We start from the raw sequence: 18144 nt of genomic DNA on the forward strand, positions 1-18144 counted from the left end.
AGGACGACGTGACCCTGCGGGCGCGGCTCACCGCCGCCTTCCTCGCGGTCGTCCTGGGCCCCGTGCTGCTCGGCGCCGTCTTCGTCGGCATCGCCGTGGCAACGGTGAGCGACCAGCGTGCCTCGGAGCGGCTCGCTGCCGGTGCCGACAACCTGCGGGCCGCCCTCGCCGTCACCTGTCAGCGCCTGCGCCTGGCGGCCGAGACCGCCGCGCTGCTCGGCGACCGCCCGGACGCGGCCCAGACCGCCGTCGGCCGCGGCCTGGCCCGCGCGGTGGAGGTGACCGACGGCGGCGCCGTGCTCGCGGCCGCGGGCGACCTCCCGCCCCGGCCCTGGGCCGACTGCGGCGCGCCGGCGTCCCAACCGGCCCCGTCCGGGTTCGCCGCGATCTCCGCCTCCGTCGACGTGCTCGACGCGGCCGGGGGCCGGACCGGCCGGGCCTACGCGGTCGAGCCGGTCGACTCGACGCTGCTGGGCTGGCTCGCCTCGGCCAGCGGGGTCCGGGTCAGCTCGCTGGCCGACGGGCCGCCGCCCACCGCCGAGGACGGCGCCATCGTGACCCTCGCCAAGGGGCTGATGCCCGGCGCGAACGGCACGACCGACGGCGGCCGGCTCGTGCGCCGGCTCGACGCGCAGTCCGGCCAGCCGCTCGCCCTGGCCGTGAGCGTGCCCGCCCCGGACGTGCAGGGCCTCTACGCGGTACTCGTCGCCGTCGTGGTCTGCGCGGGGCTCGTCGCGATCAGCGTCGCCTGGTGGCTGGCCCGCTCCACCACGCAGCCGCTCACCGAGCTCGCCCAGGCCGTCGAGCGGGTCGCGGACGGCGACCTCGGGGCCCGGGTGCCCGTGCGCAGCCAGGACGAGGTGGGCCGGCTCGGGCTGACGTTCAACCGCATGACGCGGGAGATGCAGGGGTACGTCCAAGCCTTGACCGCCAGCCGCGACCAGCTGCGCGGCCAGCTCGGCGTGCTCGGCGACACCCTCGCCGGCACCCACGACCTCGACCGCATCCTGCAGGTGATCCTGCAGACCGCGACCGCCGCGACCGGCGCGCAGGCCGGGGTCGTGCTCATGCTCGACCAGTCCGGCGCGCAGCTGCGCGGCCAGGTCGGCGAGGGCCTCGCCGGGCTGGACGTGGCCGAGCTGCGGCTGTCGCCGGGCGAGGGGCTGCTCGGCACGGTCGCCGCGTCCGGCGAGCCGATGCGCGGGCGGGTCGACCGCGACGGGCCCGTGCTCTCGGCGAACGAGCCGCGCTGCGTCACGTACGTCGCGGTGCCCGTCGCCGCCCCCGCCGCCGGCCCGACCACCGGCCTGGAGCCGCACACCGAGCGCCCGCCGGCCGCGCGTGGCGTGCTCGCCCTCTACGACCGGCACGGCTTCGACGAGTTCGACGACGCCGACCTGGTGACCTTGCGCACGTTCGCCGGCCAGGCGGCCGTCGCCGTCGACAACGTCCGGGTGCACGAGGAGGCCCAGCGGCTCTCCCTCACCGACCCGCTGACCGGCCTGTCCAACTACCGGTACCTGCGCGAGTCGCTTCGCCGCGAGGTCGAGCGGGCCAGCCGCTTCGGCCGCGACCTGGCCGTGCTCGCCCTCGACCTCGACCACTTCAAAGAGGTGAACGACGGCTACGGCCACGCCGCGGGCGACGCGGTGCTGGCCGAGTTCGCCCGCCGGCTGCGCGCCGAGATCCGCGAGGTCGACTTCGCCTTCCGCCAGGGCGGCGAGGAGTTCGTGGTGCTGCTGCCGGAGACCGACTCGGACGGCGCGTCGGTGCTCGCCGAGCGGCTGGGCACGGCCGTGCGGCGAAGCCCCGTGCTCGTCGTCTCGGCCGGCGGAAGCCCGGCGCCGCGTCGTATTCCCGTCACCGTATCGATCGGCATCGCGGTATTTCCACACCATGGCGCGACCGGCGCGGCGGTGCTGGAGGCGGCCGACGATGCCCTTTACGCGGCCAAGGCCGGAGGTCGCGACACATATCGGCTGGCGTCGGGGCGGGCGGGCGCGAAGGCGAGCGCCGAGGTGACGCCCGGCGCGCCAAAGGCGGCGCAACCACCGCGACAGAGCCGCGGCGGCTAGCCTGCTTACATGCCTGACACGACTCCTCACCAGTCCGCGACGCGCCAGCGGGCTGTCAAAGCCGTGATCCCGGCGGCGGGGCTAGCGACCCGCTTCCTCCCGGCAACCAAGGCCGTCCCCAAGGAGCTGCTGCCGGTGGTCGACCGGCCCGTGCTCCAGTACATCGTCGAAGAGGCGGCCGCCGCCGGTATCAGGGACATCCTCCTGGTGACCGGCCGCGGCAAGACCTCGATGGTCGACCACTTCGACCGCCGCCCCGACCTGGAGGCCCGCCTCATCGAGAAGGGCGACACCAAGCGCCTGGAGGCGATCAAGCGCCCGGCCGAGCTCGCCGAGATCTACACCTGCCGCCAGGCCGAACCCCTCGGGCTCGGGCACGCGGTGTCGTACGGCGAGTCCCACGTCGGCCCCGAGCCCTTCGCGGTGCTGCTGGGCGACGAGTTCTGCGACGAGACGGAGCCCCTCCTGCCGGCCATGCTCGACCTGCAGGCCCAGACCGGCGGCATCGTGCTCGCGTTCATCGAGGTCGACCCGGAGGAGACCAATCGCTACGGCATCGCGGCCGTGGAGCCCTCCGACCTCAAGGTCGAGGCCGGGGAGACGGTGAAGGTCACGGCGCTCGTCGAGAAGCCCAAGCCGGAAGAGGCCCCGAGCAACCTCGCCATCGTCGGGCGCTACGTGCTGCCCGCCGAAATCTTCGACGCGATCCGCCGTATCGGCCCCGGGGCCGGCGGGGAGATCCAGCTCACCGACGCCATGGCGCTGCTGCTGGCGGAGGGCACCCCGGTGCACGGGATCGTCTACCGGGGCATGCGGTACGACACCGGCATGCCGCTGGGGTACTTGCAGACGGTCGTCCAGCTCGCGGTGAAGCGCGACGACCTCGGTCCGGCGTTCAGCCAGTGGCTTACCCAGTTCGTGGAGAAGGATCTGCGCGGGTGACAGCGGCTCCAGCGACGGGCTCACACCACGACGCGGCGCGTGACGCCGGCGTCGGGCCGAACGCGCGCGTCCCCCTCGCCGACTACCTCGCCGGCGTGCTCCGTGGGCTGCGCCCGTTGCCCCCGCTGGACCTGGAGATCACCGCGGCGCACGGCAACGTGCTCGCCGAGGACGTGGTCGGGCCGGGCCCTGTGCCCGCGTTCGACCACGCCGCCATCGACGGCTACGCCGCACGCTTCGACGACGTCAGCGACGCCCAGCCGGGCCGCCCGGTCCGGCTGAGCGTCGTGGGTGACCTGGTCGCCTCGAGCTGGCGCCCCGTCCGGCTCACCCCCGGCACCTGCTTCTCGGTCGCGTCCGGCGCGCTGATGCCGGTCTCCGCCGACGTCGTGATCCCGCCCGGGATGACCGACCAGGGGATGGCCGCCGTCGAGGTGTACCACCCGACGAAGCGCGGCCACGGCGTGCGCCGCGCCGGCGACGAGCTGCCCGCCGGGGCGATGCTGGCCCGGGCCGGCGCCTACGTGACCCCGCCGCTGGTCTCGGTGCTGGCCGCGAGCGGGATCGGGCACGTCGTGGTGCGCCCCAGCCCGCGCGTGGTGGTCATCGCGACCGGCGACGAGCTCGTCGACGTGGGCCGGGCCAGCCAGCCGGGTCAGGTCGTCGACGCCAACTCGCACGCGCTCACCGCGGCCGCGGCGGAGGCGGGCGCGCACGCGTACCGCGTCGGCATCTGCGACGACGACCCCGAGGGCCTGCGCGGCCTGCTCGACGACCAGATGCTCCGCGCCGACCTCATCATCACCACCGGCGGGACGGGCACCGGCCCCGGCGACATGGTGCGCCGGATCCTGTCCCGCACCGTGGTCTTCTCGGATCTTTCCGTGTACCCGTGCAGCTCGCTCGGCTACGGCACCGTCGGCGGCCAGAACGGCGTGCCGATCGTCTGCCTGCCCGGCGACCCGGGCGCGGCCCTCATCGGCTTCGAGGTGCTCGCCCGCCCGGTCATCCAGCTGCTGGCCGGGGCCGATCCGGTGTTCCGCCCGAGCGTGCGCGCCCACCTGCTCGAGACGGTCAGCTCGCCCTCCGGGATGCGCGAGTTCCGGCCGGCGTACATCACCGAGCGCCGCGGCGGCGGGTACACTGTCGCTCCGCTCGCCGGTGGCCCGTACACCCTCTCCGGTCTGGCCGACGCCAACGGCCTCATGGTGCTGGGGGAGAAGGTCATCAGCGCGGCCGCAGGCTCCACGGTGGACGTCATACTTCTGGATAGGCGGCGATGAGTCAGCCCGGTTGGCCCGTAGTGCTCAGGGACGGTCCGGTCACCTTGCGCCCGTACCGGCGTTCCGACGCGCGGCCCTGGTCCGAGGTGCGCCGGGCCAACGAGCAGTGGCTGGGCCGGTGGGAGCCGACGCCGTACGGCACCTGGCACGACCTGAACTCCGTGCCCGCGTTCCGGGCCGTGCACGCCGACCTGCGCCGCGCCGCGCGCCACGGCACCGCGATGCCGTTCGCGGTCTGCTTCGAGGACCGGCTCGTCGGGCAGCTGACGCTCGGCAACATCGTGCGGCGGGCGTTCTGCTCCGGGTACGCCGGCTACTGGGTCGACGCCCGCTACGCCGGCAAGGGGATCATCCCCACCGCGCTCGCCCTGGTCGTCGACCACGCGTTCACCGCGGGCGGGCTGCACCGCATCGAGGTCAACATCCGCCCCGACAACGCGGCGAGCCGGCGGGTCGTGGAGAAGCTCGGCTTCCGGCAGGAGGCCTACCACCATCGGTACCTGCACATCGACGGCGACTGGCGGGACCACCTCGGCTACGCGATGACCACCGAGGACCTCGCCGACGAGGGCGGCCTGCTCGCGCGGTGGCACAAGACCCTGGCGTCGACCTAAGCCCCCCTTCTCCGGCTTTTCGGATAAGTCGGATTTGCCCCTTCGGGCGTTTCCTCCTGCGTGTTGACGTGGTACGAGCGCCGGCGCGTCGTAAGGTCATAAGTCGGAGTTACCGTGCTGTAACTTCCACAGACTTGGATGACTCGCGCGCCTGGGGGGACCGGCGTACGGGACTCGATTAGGAGGGGTGAGGGTGCCGACCTCGGTGCTCCTCGCCGTCCTCGCCGCTGCTGGGCTTCTCGCCCTGGCGCCCGCACTGGTGCGCCGTTACGACGCAACAGAGCGGCTGGTGGCGGAGCGGGCTTTGTCGACCGCGCGGGTGCTGACCCGCGCCGATCGACGCCGCCGTACCGTGCCCGGCCGCCGCCCGGTCAACCCGCCGCGCCTGCTCGTCCCGCGGCTCTCCTCGGCCTCCGGCCCGCTGCCCGCGCCCCGCCGCACCCTGACGCCGGTGCCGCCGGCCGCCCAGCGCGCGCGCCGCCGCATGCACCGCGGCCCGCGCGCGATGTACCGCCGCCGTCGCGTGCTGCTCGCGCTCGTCCTGCTCAACCTCGCCGAGGTCTGCGGGATCACGCTGGTCAGCCCCGGCTTCTGGGTCAGCTTCGCGGTGACCGGCGCGCTGCTCGTGTACTACCTCGCCCACCTGCGCACGCGTGCGCTGCGCGACCGCCGGCGCCGGCGCGAGGAGGCGCGGTACGCCGCCTGGATCGCCCGCCGGCAGGCCCAGGTCCGCCGCGAGCAGCTGCGGCGCGCGGCCGCCCGGCGCGAGGCCCTGGCCCGTCAGCTGGCCGAGCGCGACCGCGCACGGCGGGAGGCGGCGCGGATGAACTCCCTGCGAGGCCGCCCTTACGACACGCGGGCGTCAGGTCAGTGAACCCGTTCGCAAACCCCGCAACCGACCTGTTAGTCTTAGCGCCGGTCCGCTTCACCAGGACCGGTTGGGGTTGTGGCGCAGTCTGGTAGCGCACCTCGTTCGCATCGAGGGGGTCAGGGGTTCGAGTCCCCTCAACTCCACCAATGGGCACAGCCTGTTCACGGGCTGTGCCCGTTCGCGTTTGTGGTGGAGTTGGTTCTCCGCGCTCGCTCCGCTTGCTCCCCAGTGGGGGCTTCGCCACCCACACCCCCGATTTCGCCCGGTCCGTCGGGTTCGGTCAGTGGTCCCGCGTGGGTGGGTGGGTGGGTCGGTGGGTCGGTGGGTGTTTGTTTGTGTGGGTGGGTCGGTGGGTCGGTGGGTGTTTGTTTGTGTGGGTGGGTGGGTGTTTGTGTGTGTGGCGGGTCCGTTGGGCTTTTTGTTTGCTTTAGCGGCGGCGGAAGCCTGTGGCTAGGACCATGCCTACCTCGGGGCGTAGGTCGGTCATGATCGGGGTGATCTCGGCGCCTGGGGCGTGGCGGGTCAGGGCGTGCTTGATGATGTCGGCGTTTACCGGGAAGGCCGGGAAGGTCTGGTTCTTGATTTCGTAGCCGCTGGAGCCGGTCATGAAGGCGGCGGCGAAGGGGGCGCCTGGGCGCAGGGCCTCCAGGAAGCGGCTCACCCCTCGGAAGAACTCGCCGCGGTCGGCTGACAGGGAGCAGGCTACGAAGAACATGGTGCCTACGTCCCAGCGGGCTCGCTTGAGCTCGAAGATGCTGCCGGGGCTGACCGTGGCCTTCTCGCGGAAGGCGTCCAGGGGGCGGTTCGCGCGCACGAAGGGGGCGTAGGCCGGGTGCTCGCCGTACAGGCTCCAGAACTGGTCCCAGGAGCGGTCGAAGCGGCGCAGCCACAGCTGCTGGCGGCGCAGCCAGGCGATGTTGGCGGCCGAGTACTCGACCAGCTCGACCTGGCCGCAGAAGGGCAGCATCGACAGTGACGGGTACAGGTTGGCGCCCGGGCCGATGTCGAGGCCCTTCGCGGTCGGGGCGATCCGCACGCTGCCGAAGAAGTCGCGGACGTGCGTGACGAGCTGGCGGTCGTCGTCGCGCAGCGTTCGGTAGTTGTGCGCGTGGTAGATCTTGGGGTTGAAGAGGTTCCAGTCGACCTGGTCGTTGCGTGGCGGCGCGACGGTGTCGGCGGTGGGGCCGCTGCCCCTCCGGCGGGTCTTCAGGGCCGTCGCGGAGCTCGCCATTGAGCCTCTCCTCGGATCGCCGTCGATTGCGGAGTTGGGGGTCGCCCGGCGCGGCGCCGGTGATCGACCGCTGACATTACTGGAGGGCGTTTCGCGGCAATCTCCACCGAACCGGCAGTGTCACCCCGGGCGGGTGGGCGGGTTCTACACCCTTGCTCCACCTTACGACAGCCACGACATGCGCGCGGGGGAAGGCGCGAGTGACGTGTCGCAAACCGACAAGGCTTTTGTCGGTACTCCGACAGTGAACTCGTAAATATTCATGCACGTCGTGATGTTCAGCCGATCGGGTTAACCTGTGTGCATGGGGCGCCCGGACTTCTTGGTGGTGGGTGCGGGCGTAACGGGACTCACGACGGCCGTCTATCTTGCCGAGCGGCAATATTCCGTGCACCTCGTGGCCGACCGATTGCCGACACGGACGACGTCGGCCGCCGCCGGGGCCAGTTGGGGGCCCTATCTCGTGAACGATCCGGAAATGATCCATTGGTCCGACGTCACCCTCAAGGCGCTGGAATCCCTCTGTGGTGACCCCCGGACCGGGGTGCGGCTCGTCTCCGGGCTCGAGGTCTCCGGCGACGCCGGCGGGCCGCCCGAGTGGGCGAAGAAGATCCGTGACTACCAGCCGTGCTCCGAGGAGGAGCTCGACACCTACCGGCCGCGGTACGAGACCGGCTGGCGGTACACCATCCCGCTGCTGGACATGCCCGTCTACCTGGACTATCTGACCCGGCGCTTCCGCGCCGCCGGCGGCACGGCCGACTTCCACCGCCACGTCGCGTCCTTCGACGACCTGCTGGGCGAGGCCGGGTGCCTGATCAACTGCACCGGCGTCGGGGCCCGGGACCTCGTGCCCGACGACTCCGTGTTCCCGGTGCGCGGGCAGCTGCTGGTGGTCGAGAACCCCGGCCTGGAGGAGTTCTTCCAGGACAATGGGTACGGCGAGGACCTGACCTACATCTTTCCGCACGGCAGCCACGTAGTCCTGGGTGGATGCGCCACCGAGTACGCCGAGTCGTGGGCGCCGGCCGAGGACACCGCCCGGCGCATCTTCGAGCGCTGCGTGAGCATCCGCCCGAAGCTGAGCGGGGCCACGGTGATCGAGCACCGGGTCGGCCTGCGGCCCTCGCGCAAGGAGGTGCGCCTGGAGCTCACCGATCTCAATGGCACGCCATTGATCCACAACTACGGGCACGGCTCGGTGGGGGTGAGTTTGTCGTGGGGCTGCGCCGAGACGGTGGGTCACTTGATCGAATGATCCGGACCGCCGGTGGGGATCACGATCCGTGCCGGGGTCTAGGGATAGTCGATTCCGCTGGTTACGATTTTGGTTGTAGCCTGCGTCGCGGTATTGGCCACGGGCTGCGACCGCGATCAATAACGCCCTCCAGGGACGATGGTGGTTTGCGATGAGAATGCAGCCCCGGCAGGAGATCCTCGACATCTGGCGCGCCCTGGTGCGATGGTCCTGGCAGAAGGACCAGTGGGTCTGGGGTGGCCGCTTCGACTCCAACTCGATCGGGGACGCCGAGCAGCTGCTGTGCCTGCTGCTGCCCGCGTCCAAGGTCCACGTGTTCGGCCTGGACGATCCCGACCGCACCGGCATCGACTCGCTGGATGCGCTCGAGGAGTTCGGCGGCACGATGGAGATCCCGCGGCGGATCATTGCCGTGCTGCAGGACTACTACGTGCGCTACACGGACGAGTCGACGGCCGGTGAGGAGACGGCGGCCACGCCGATCTTCGCCGGGGGCAGCTACTTCAACGAGGCCATGGACGGCAGCGAGCCGACCGAGGAGCAGCGGCAGCTCGACATCGTCGACTCCTACGCCATGGCGATCACCCTCTCACTGGCCGTCGTCGGCTTCGCGCGGGTGTTCCGCAGCAAGACGCGCCGCCAGGCGATACGGGACCAGATCGACGACGTGGAGCGGCGCGCGAGCGCGCGGCTGACGGCCGCGATGGTCGGGCTGCTGCGCAGCTTCAGCGTCAACGTGTTCGACGCCGACTCGGAGTACGGCCGGAACCTGGTGCGGACGGTCAACCAGGAAGGCCTCCCGTCGCGCGAGGTGGTCGACGGCCTGCGCATCGAGCTGCGCCAGACGATGGCGAGCTTCCGCGAGGTGCTCATCGGGTCCGGTCAGGTGACCGACCTCGACAGCCAGAACCAGCTCTTCGAGTGCGGCTGGTCGTGGGGCATCGTCGAGGACGCCCCGAACATCGAGGTCGCCCCGACCGAGGCGATCGGCGTGCAGCGCAAGGGCATCGCCGAGCAGGCGCCGTACCTGTACTTCACCGTCATCGCCCTGGACGCGATCGAGGACCTGTTCTCCGAGCGCACCCGCGTGCTCGGCCTGCTCAACGAGGAGCAGCAGCGGCTGTCCCGGGCGCTGCAGCTGCGCTCCGACCTCACCCGCTCCTACTGGGCCACGGTCGCCACCTACGGCGAGGGCACGCGCTGGCCGCTGGAGGACATCCCCTGGCGGACCACCGACGGTCTCGACTCGGACTACTTCACGCTGCAGGTGACCTCGCTGGCCGTGAAGGGCCTCGTGCAGGACCGCAGCTCCAACGACGAGCTGGTGCGGATCGGCAACGTCCTGTCCGAGCTGGCCAACCGGGCCCGGATGACCCGGCGGCCCAACCGCAACGACCCGGCGCTCACCCTGCACCACCCCGGCGTACAGCTGTCGCTGGTCGGCAGCGAGCGGGCGGGCGACTCCGAGATCACCTGGATCGTCAACGAGTTCGCCCCGCTGCTGCTGCAGCGTACGGCCAACATCGCCGGGCTGCTCTCCGACGCCGCCGACCGGGGCGCGCTGCTCGAGACCGCCGACCGGGTCTGGGAGCACCTGTTGCAGCGGCGCCTCCAGCGCGGCCCGGGCCGCAACCTCTGGGACGACCCGAGTGGGGCGTTCACGGAGCTGGAGGGGCGGGTCCCGCCGCAGAACGCGCCCTCGTGGCTCATCAGCGAGCGCGTGGTGGCCGCGCTGGTGGCCACGGCCACCGTGCTCGACCGGCGCCCGCTGACCAGCCCCGCGCTCGGCGAGCACGCCGACGCGCTGCTCAGCGAGGCCGAGCAGCTCTTCGACCGCGAGCTCATGCGGGGCACCGGCAAGTCGCTGGAGTCGGACATCAAGAGCATCCGCGCCAACCTGCGCCGGGCCCGGGAGATCATCAGCGACCGCCCCGGCACCGCGGCCCACCTCGCCCTCTCCGTCCTCGGCCTGCTCAACGATCTGTCGGCCGGCCGGCAGAAGTCGACTGGGGTGAACTGACCTTGCTGATCTTCGCGACCTCGGACAAGGGCGGCACCGGCCGCTCCGTCACCAGCTGCAACGTTGCCTTCCGCAGCTCGCTGGACAACCGCGAGGTGTGCTACCTGGACTTCGACTTCGGCTCGCCGACGGCCGGAGCGATCTTCCAGGTCGCGGGCGCCGCCAGCGGCACCCGCAACGGGGGACTGCACTCGTACCTCGACGGTCGCACCAGCCAGCCCGAGCGGATCGACATCTGGTCGAGCTCCGACCGCCAGAGCCTGCGGCAGCGCCCGCCCGGCGCCGGTCAGCTGGTGCTGTTCCCCGGTGACCACGGCGGCTCCGAGTTCCCGAACACCCCGGAGATGAACAAGCGTTGCGCCGACCTCTTCCTGCGCCTGGACGAGGAGTTCGACATCGTCATCGTGGACCTCAGCGCCGGCCGGTCGTATGCGACCGACATGGTGCTGGCCGCGACCGCGATGCCGAGCCTGCGCAAGGTCCTCACCCGCTGGCTGATCTTCCACCGCTGGACGAACCAGCACGTGGGCGCGGCGGCCGGCCTGGTCTACGACGAGGGCGGCATCCTGGCCACCGGCGAGGAGCGCGGCCACGACCGCCAGGAGCTGCTCGACGCGCTGCGCCTCGTCCGCACCGCCGTCATCAACCCCGACGCGGAGGAGCTCAGCCCGCTGCGCCCGGCCCAGATCGCCTTCCTGCGCGAGTGCAACGCGCGGCTGACCGACCTGGCCAGCAGTCGCAAGGTCGGCATCACCCAGGTCATCGCCTCGATCCCGCTCGACCCGCTGCTGCAGTGGCGGGAGCAGCTGATCTCCGACAACGACCTCTACGAACGCAAGATCGCCAACGTGGAGACCGTGGAGGCGTTCGAGAAGCTGGCCAAGGACATCGTCGACCCCGTCGCCTGGGAGGTCGTGTAATGGTGGCGGAGGTCGAGTTCCGGGAGCTCGCGGCGCAGCCGCGCACGGTGTCGATCCCGCTGTCGCACCTGTCGATCGAGATCGGCCACCTGTACGCGGAGGACTTCGGCCCCGGGTATGTCAACATCCACCGGCACTTCGAGCGCGTCGCGCCGTGGGTGCACCAGGCCCGGGCGGCGTGCGCGGCCCAGCTGCCGAAACACGTCCGGCCGCGGATCAGCACGTGCTTCCTCGTCGACGACTACCGCAACACGATCCCGAACCCGGCCGAGGTCATCGAGCAGCTGCGCAAGGCCGCCGAGGCGTACGACCTGACCATCGACTACGTGGCCCGCGAGTCGGGCTGCGTCGAGGCCGAGGGCGTCCCGCTGGCCCGGCTCGTCGCCGACCGCCTGGTCTCCGACCCGCCGCCGCAGACCACGGGCGGGCGCCCGCCGGTCGCCGAGTCGGGCTGGCTCTGCAACGGCCAGCGCACCCCGGGCACCGCCCCGGCGATGGCCGCCGGGCCGCAGTGGAGCCCGCCGCACGAGAACGGGCCGAAGGGTCACTCGATCTTCGTCGACGTCGAGCTGTGGTCGCACGAGAAGGGTGAGCAGGTCTGGTCGTGCGCCTACCTCGCCTCGGTGTGGCAGCTCGTCCGGCTGGGGCTGCTGCGTCACCACGGCGAGGCGGCGGTGCGGCCGTACCGTCTCGACGACGACGACCCGCTGCCCCAGGACTGGTCCCGGCTGCCGACCGTGGTGCAGCTCAACCCCAAGGCCGCGCCCTTCAGTGCGTACCGCACGATGTCGATCCTGCGCAGCCAGTTCCTGCCGGTCGAGCTGGCCGTGCGGACGATCCTCAGCCAGGTCTCGGTGGAGGGCTCGGTGCGCGAGGAGCTGACCGACCGCAGCGCCCACGAGGGCGTGGCCGTGCCCGATCAGGTGGTGCAGCGCATCTCGTACGCGTTCGTCAACGACGCCTGACGCCTAGCCGCTGTATCGAGGTGGATGGCCGGGCCGCGGCGGACTCAGACGCCCACTTCGATACAGCCCCTAGCGCGCCGCCGCGCGCTGCAGCAGGGCGATGGTCCCGGACGCGACCTGGTCGCGGATCCACTCCACCGACGTCGTCCACTGCCGGGTGAAGCCCGGGCGGCGCTCGAAGACGTCCCACACCGGCAGCAGCGCCGGGTTCACCCGCGCCCCCGGCATCCACAGGTGCAGCAGCTGCTCCACCACCGGGCGCAGCTGCCCGGCCTTGTCCTCCACCGGGCGGGGGCTGCTGGTGACGTCCTCGATGAACCGGGCGACGGTGGTCAGCAGCCAGTCGTGCAGGGCCAGGTCCTCGCACAGCTCCTGGGCGGCGGGCGCCTCGTGCGGGGCCAGCTCCAGCTCGACGGTGCGCAGGCCGTCGGCGCCCATCGTGAACGTGGCGCGGCCGGACTGGGCGAACCGCTCGTCGACCCGCACCGTCCAGCGCAGCTGGGTGCGGCGGCTGCGCAGCGGGGCCCGCCGGTCGAGCAGATCGTTGCGCTGCACCCGATCGATGAGCCGGTCGGCGATGCCGCCGAGGCTCAGCGTGTCGGCGGGCTCGACGCCCGGGCGCGGCCGCAGGAAGCCGGTGACGACGTCGTCCCAGTCCGTCCGCCCGATCGCCTCCAGGTGGCCGGCCCGGGCGATGTAGTGCGACCACGACAGGCGGCGGCCGGCGGCGCTCTGCTCCAGCCGGGCTGCGACCGAGCCCTGCACGACCCGCCCGCCGCCGATGAGGGCCCGCGACAGCGCCGCGCCCACGCACCGCGTCCGCCGCCCGCTCGCGCTGGGCAGCATGCAGTCGACGCCCTCGGCGACCTCGGGGGACACGGCGTGGGACGCCGGGCGCAGCGACGAGGCGACCTCGGCCCCCTCGACCAGGCCGAGCAGCTGGACGGCGTCGGCGATCCTGAGCGACGTGGAGTGCTGCAGCAGGCCGGTGTGCACCTCGCCGATCAACATCGCCACTCCGCTCCGAAGGCTCTGCCCCTGATTTCATCGCACGGAGTCGTTCGGGGCAACTGTGCGGATGAGATCTGCCGCGTGGTGATGCTTGAGTCAACCCGAGCGACCCAAATTTTGATCAATAATCGGGGAGTGGTTCACTTGACCGCTGTGGCACTCGCTGCGCATCCGAAAAGCCTTCTGTACGAGAAGGTATACGTCCCCGTGACCGTGGGTTGGTTTGCTGCCCTCAAATCCTCCCCCGTCAAGGACGATCTGCTGGCCAACGCCGGCGAGTATGGCCTGCGCCAAACCCTCGAGGCGTTCAACGAGCTCTGCCGGAGCCTCGTCGACGAGCTCGTCACCGACGAGATGGTGCGCTCCGCGCACGGCTGGCGCGAGGCCATCCTCTGGATGGACGGCGACTGGCGGCACAGTGACGAGGCCCCGGGCCCCGACCCCACCCTGGCCCAGCTGCGGATGTCGCTCGAGGCCAAGCTGCGGCGCAACATCAGCCTCGGGGTGCTGGAGGCGGTGCTGTGCCTCGAGTCGGCGTGCGAGTTCGCGCGCCGCGATCTCGGGCTGCGCGGCGACACGCTGCGCGACACCCTGCAGGGCAGCCGCCAGCTGTATGCCAGTCTCGCCGTGCTGCACGACAAGCAGGAACGCGAGCGCCTGTCATTTCTCACCGGCATCTCGGGATATCTCGAGTATCCGGCGTACAATTATTCGCACGTGATCGGCGGCGAGTTGCGTATTCCGGCCGAGAAATTCGTCGCGGCCCGCACCGCCGACGGTTGGCGAATTCGTTTCGTGCGGCATCAGGTGGGCCGTATTGATGAGGCGGCGGACGGGCCGGCGATGCGCTGCCCGGCGCACCGGCCGAGCGCCGACCGGGCGGGTTCGACCTACAACGACGTGCTCTGGGACCTGCTGATCGGAATCTATCAGCGATCCGGACGTTTCGAATAGCCGATCGACCCGGACGCTCGCGTCGATCGATGTTGCTACCGTGGAGGCTGCGGCCAACCCCACCCACCCTCCACGGAGCAGCCGTTGACGAAGGCATATATCTCGGCCACCCAGAAGGACCTTCTGGATTGCCGGGAAGTGGTACATGCCGCGCTGCGCCGTCTCGACATAGACGACGTGGCGATGGAGGCGTATGTCGCCGACCGGCGGGCGCCGCTGGAGCGGTGCCTGGCCGATGTGGCGCAGTGCGACATCTACGTGGGGCTGTTCGCCTGGCGGTACGGGTTCCGCCCGCCGGGCCACGACAAGTCGATCACGGAGCTGGAGTACCGCGAGGCGCTGCGGCTGAAGAAGGCGTGCTACATCTTCCTGCTCGCCGAGGACGCACTGTGGCCGACGAACCTGGTGGACCGGGGCGAGGACGCCGACGCGATCACCGCGCTGCGTGAGGAGCTGCGCACCAACCACATCTGCAGCTTCTTCGGGACCGCCGAGGACCTGGGCGCCCAGGTGACCGCGGCGCTGGCGAACTACAAGGGCGCCCAGGAGCAGCGGGCCGCCGCGGACGCCGAGGCCGCCCTGGAGCTGAGCGACGAGGCCCGCAACGCCTATCTCGAGCGGCTGCGCCAGGCCTACGAGGGCGTCGAGCTCGACGTGCTCAGCCCGGAGCCGGCGGTGGACTACCTCAGCGTCGGGCTGCAGTCGGTCTTCGTCGAGCCGTCGGTGCGCGAGGAGGCCGCGCCCGAGGTCCCCCGGGAGTGGTGGCAGGGGATGCGGGCCGAGGACGACCCGGCCCTGCCCGACGACCGGCAGCAGGCGGTGCTGCTGCGCGAGTCCTACGAGATGAAGGCGCGCGAGCGGCTCTTCGGCGTGGTGTCGGACCCGGACCACCGGCTGATCGTGATCCTCGGCGACCCGGGCTCGGGCAAGTCGGCCGTGACCAGGTACCTCGCGCTGAGCCTGGCCGATGCGCTGGCCCGCCCGGACGGGGAGCCGGACCCGCGCCTGGCCGGGCTGCGGGGCCACCTGCCGGTCCTGATCGAGCTCCGCGAGTTCCTGGCGCACATGGGCGACGGGCGCTGCGAGGGCTTCCTGGACTACCTCGACCACCGCGCGAGCATGGACAGCCTCGGGCTGCCGCGCGACGGGCTGAACCAGTACCTGCGCGGCGGCGGCCGGGCACTGTTCCTGTTCGACGGGCTCGACGAGATCCTCGACCCGCACCGGCGGGAGACCGCGGCCGGGCAGATCGCGGCGTTCGCGCTGCAGTTCCCGCAGGCGCGCGTGCTGGTGACGTCGCGGATCGTGGGGTACGCCCGCCGCGCCCTCACCGAGGCGGGCTTCGACCACTTCACCCTCGACGACTTCGACGAGGAGCAGATCGAGCGGTACCTGGCCAGCTGGCACGCGCTCTCCCGGGACGACCGGGCGGCCCAGGCCGACGCGGCGCTGCAGCGCGGGCGCCTCCGCGACGCGATCGACGGCTCGGCCGCGATCCGGGAGCTGGCCGGCAACCCGCTGCTGCTGACCATCCTGGCGGTGATGGCCCGCACCGAGGAGCTGCCCAAGGAGCGCTGGAAGCTCTACGACCACGCGGCCGACGTGCTGATCCTGCACTGGGACGTGAACCGCCAGCTGCGTGAGCGCCACGCCGGGGCCGAGCCGCTGGACGAGAACGCCTGCAAGGCGCTGCTGCAGCGGTTGGCGCTGCGGATGCAGTCGCGTGAGGGCGGCCTGTCGGGCAACTACATCGCCAAGCGTGAGCTGCAGCGGGTCTTCGAGGACTACCTGGTCGAGCGGTACTCCTACACCCGGGGCATGGCCAGCGCGATGGCGAACACGATGATCGACCAGCTGCGGGAGCGCAACTTCATCCTGGGCCGCTACGGGGCGCGGCTGCACGGCTTCGTGCACCGCACGTTCCTGGAGTTCTTCTGCGCCCAGGCGATCGTCGAGCGGTTCGAGCAGGGCGACCCGGACTGGTCGCCGGAGCGGCTGCGGGAGCTGTTCACGGAGCACTGGGCCGACCCGTCGTGGCGCGAGGTGCTCCGGCTGATCGTGGGGCAGCTGCCGGAGCGGCCCGCGGGCGAGCTGATCGAGATGCTGGCGGTCGAGGTGAACCGGCCGTGGCCGGCGGGGGAGTTCACCCAGCCGCCGTGGAACCTGACGCTTGCCGCGCAGTGCCTGGCCGAGGTGGCCGACGTGCGGACCGTGGCCACCGCGGCGGGTACGGTGCTGCGGCAGCTGATCCTGCTCATCGAGCACGGCATCTCGATCGAGGACCGGGCCACCGCGGAACTCGTCGCGGCGGAGATCCTGCCCACCGCCCGGGTGCTGGGTGAGCGCTGGCCGGGGCGCGAAGCGTTCATCTTCTGGTACCGCCGCCGGGGTCTCATGGTCAGCTGGGTCACCGGCTCGGCGTTCGCCACGCGGATCGCGGCCCTGCTGGCCACCCCGCAGGAGGGCATCGAGGACCTGCTGGACGAGCGACTCGGGGGCACCCGCGACCGGCGCGCCCGGCATGCGCTGATCGCCGGCCTGGCCGAGGTCGCGGCGCTGCCCGGGCTGGCCGAGCAGCCGGCCGGGGCCAGCCGCCGGGCCCGCTGCGCGGCGCTGCTGACCGCGCGGGCCCAGTCCGACCAGGACGGCAAGGTGCGCCTCGCGGCCGTGCAGGCCCTCGTCGCCGGCTTCGCCGACGACCCGCAGACCACTCAGCTGCTCGTCGAGCACGCCTCCGACGACCCGTCCCCGGACCTGCGCCTCATGGCGGTGCAGACCCTCGGCGCCCGGCCCGAGCTCGGCGACGCGATCCGCGAGCTGCTGGCCGACCGGGCCGCCGAGGACCCGAACGAGCCGGTGCGCCGGGCCGCAGTGCGGGCGCTCGGCGGGCACGTCGCCGGGCGGCCGGACATCGCGCCGCTGCTCGTGGACCGCATCCGCGCCGACCCCGACGCCGGCGTGGTCGAGGCGGCCACGCACGCGCTGCTCGACGAGGGCGGCGCCGGCGTGGAGGAGCTGCGGGCCCTGCTGCTCGCGCGCGTGGGGGCCGAGACCACCGACCCGGTGCGCCGGTGCGTGCTGCGGCTGCTGGCCGAGTGGTGCCCGGATGACGACGTGCGGGCGCTGCTGGCCGACGCCCTGCGGCACAAGGACTCCGACCCCGGCTGCCGGGCGGTGGCCCTGGACGGCCTGGTCCGGCTGGACAAGACCGGGCCCGGGCTGTGGGAGCTGCTGCTGGACAGCGCCGTGCACGACACCGACGCCGGGCTGCGGCTCAGCGCGCTGCGGACGCTTACCGAGCGGTACCAGCCCGACCGTGACCTGCTCGGGCGGGCGGCGGCCGTGGACGGCGACGCCGGCGTGCGGACGTTCGCGCTGGAGCGCATCGCCGAGCACTGGCGCGACGACGACACCGCCGACCTGCTCGTGCGCCGCGCCCGTGAGGACGGCTCGGCCGGGACGCGCCTGGCCGCGACGCGGCTGCTGGCCGAGCACTTCGCGGGCGACCCGCGCAGCCGCGACCTGATCATCCGGCAGGCCGCCGAGGAGGTCGACGCCGTCGTGCGGCTGGCCGCCGTGCGGGCCCTGATCCGGCTCGGCGCCTCGCCCGAGGTCCACGACCGCCTGCTCGAGCGCGTTCGCGCCGACGACGAGCCGCAGATCGTGCGGGAGAGCGCCGAGGCACTCACCTCCTGGTCCCGTCACCGCGACCGGGTCTTCCGCCACCTGGTGCACCGGGTCCGCACCGACGACTACGCGCGGGTCCGGCTGGCCGCGCTGGGGACGCTGATCGGCCGCTTCCCGCCGCCCCGGCTCCTGGAGCTGCTGCGCGACCGGGTCGGGCGGGACCCCGACCCGCAGGTGTTCCGCATCGCCGCCGAGAGTCTCGGCCCGCTCGCCGGCGAGGGGGAGATGCGCACCGCGCTGCTGGCCCGGGCCGCGGACCCCGACCCGGCCATCCGCCGCCAGGCGTGCCAGGTGCTGGGCGACGGGTTCGGCG

At 72.2% G+C, this 18144-nt stretch carries 13 protein-coding genes and 1 tRNA gene; 12 read left to right on the forward strand and 2 right to left on the reverse strand.

Translation table 11 applies throughout. The annotated features are described in order from the left end of the window. Positions 1-8: 8 nt before the first annotated feature. From AB0B76_RS41825 to AB0B76_RS41850, 6 genes are all read left to right on the forward strand, one after another. A complete protein-coding gene (locus AB0B76_RS41825) occupies positions 9-2075 on the forward strand; it encodes a diguanylate cyclase (protein WP_360386228.1) in 2067 nt (688 codons plus the stop codon). 9 nt (positions 2076-2084) lie between these two features. Continuing rightward, positions 2085-3017: a UTP--glucose-1-phosphate uridylyltransferase gene (locus tag AB0B76_RS41830; protein WP_360386230.1), complete on the forward strand. Its 933-nt coding sequence runs from the start codon at positions 2085-2087 to the stop codon at positions 3015-3017. After that, positions 3014-4300: a gephyrin-like molybdotransferase Glp gene (gene glp, locus AB0B76_RS41835; protein ID WP_360386233.1), complete on the forward strand. Its 1287-nt coding sequence runs from the start codon at positions 3014-3016 to the stop codon at positions 4298-4300. The genes AB0B76_RS41830 and glp overlap by 4 nt, the downstream gene beginning before the upstream one ends. Further along, on the forward strand, positions 4297-4914 hold the full coding sequence (locus AB0B76_RS41840) for a GNAT family protein (RefSeq protein WP_360386235.1): 618 nt from the start codon (positions 4297-4299) through the stop codon (positions 4912-4914). Before glp ends, AB0B76_RS41840 begins: the two co-directional genes overlap by 4 nt. A gap of 187 nt (positions 4915-5101) precedes the next feature. Next, the gene (locus AB0B76_RS41845; protein ID WP_360386238.1) at positions 5102-5788 is read left to right on the forward strand and encodes a hypothetical protein; all 687 of its coding nucleotides are present in this window, start codon (positions 5102-5104) and stop codon (positions 5786-5788) included. 66 nt (positions 5789-5854) lie between these two features. Next, positions 5855-5931: transfer RNA gene (locus AB0B76_RS41850), tRNA-Ala, on the forward strand. A 281-nt stretch (positions 5932-6212) separates the two neighbouring features. On the opposite strand, the gene AB0B76_RS41855 is transcribed toward AB0B76_RS41850, so the two are convergent. After that, a complete protein-coding gene (locus tag AB0B76_RS41855; RefSeq protein WP_360386240.1) occupies positions 6213-7016 on the reverse strand; it encodes an SCO2525 family SAM-dependent methyltransferase in 804 nt (267 codons plus the stop codon). 304 nt (positions 7017-7320) lie between these two features. On the opposite strand from AB0B76_RS41855, the gene AB0B76_RS41860 reads away from it, so the two are divergent. From AB0B76_RS41860 to AB0B76_RS41875, 4 genes are all read left to right on the forward strand, one after another. Further along, positions 7321-8274 carry an FAD-dependent oxidoreductase gene (locus AB0B76_RS41860; protein ID WP_360386243.1) on the forward strand — a complete coding sequence of 318 codons (954 nt, stop codon included), beginning with the start codon at positions 7321-7323 and terminating at the stop codon, positions 8272-8274. A gap of 151 nt (positions 8275-8425) precedes the next feature. Then, positions 8426-10294 carry an SCO2524 family protein gene (locus AB0B76_RS41865; protein ID WP_360386245.1) on the forward strand — a complete coding sequence of 623 codons (1869 nt, stop codon included), beginning with the start codon at positions 8426-8428 and terminating at the stop codon, positions 10292-10294. Positions 10295-10296: 2 nt separating this feature from the next. Then, positions 10297-11214 carry an SCO2523 family variant P-loop protein gene (locus AB0B76_RS41870; protein WP_360386247.1) on the forward strand — a complete coding sequence of 306 codons (918 nt, stop codon included), beginning with the start codon at positions 10297-10299 and terminating at the stop codon, positions 11212-11214. Further along, positions 11214-12179 (forward strand): SCO2522 family protein, encoded by a 966-nt coding sequence (locus AB0B76_RS41875; protein WP_360386249.1) that lies wholly within the window; start codon positions 11214-11216, stop codon positions 12177-12179. Before AB0B76_RS41870 ends, AB0B76_RS41875 begins: the two co-directional genes overlap by 1 nt. Before the next feature lie 69 nt (positions 12180-12248). Here AB0B76_RS41875 and AB0B76_RS41880 read toward each other — a convergent pair whose 3' ends face one another. After that, positions 12249-13190, reverse strand: a complete 942-nt coding sequence (locus AB0B76_RS41880; RefSeq protein WP_360386251.1) for an SCO2521 family protein — start codon at positions 13188-13190, stop codon at positions 12249-12251. Positions 13191-13397: 207 nt separating this feature from the next. On the opposite strand from AB0B76_RS41880, the gene AB0B76_RS41885 reads away from it, so the two are divergent. Both AB0B76_RS41885 and AB0B76_RS41890 read left to right on the forward strand, forming a co-directional pair. Next, positions 13398-14144, forward strand: coding sequence for a hypothetical protein (locus AB0B76_RS41885; RefSeq protein WP_360386254.1), 747 nt, complete (start codon positions 13398-13400; stop codon positions 14142-14144). A gap of 84 nt (positions 14145-14228) precedes the next feature. Then, positions 14229-18144 (forward strand): HEAT repeat domain-containing protein (locus tag AB0B76_RS41890; RefSeq protein WP_360386257.1); only part of this gene is annotated, 3916 nt, incomplete at its 3' end.

Source organism: Dactylosporangium sp. NPDC049140 (assembly GCF_040648435.1).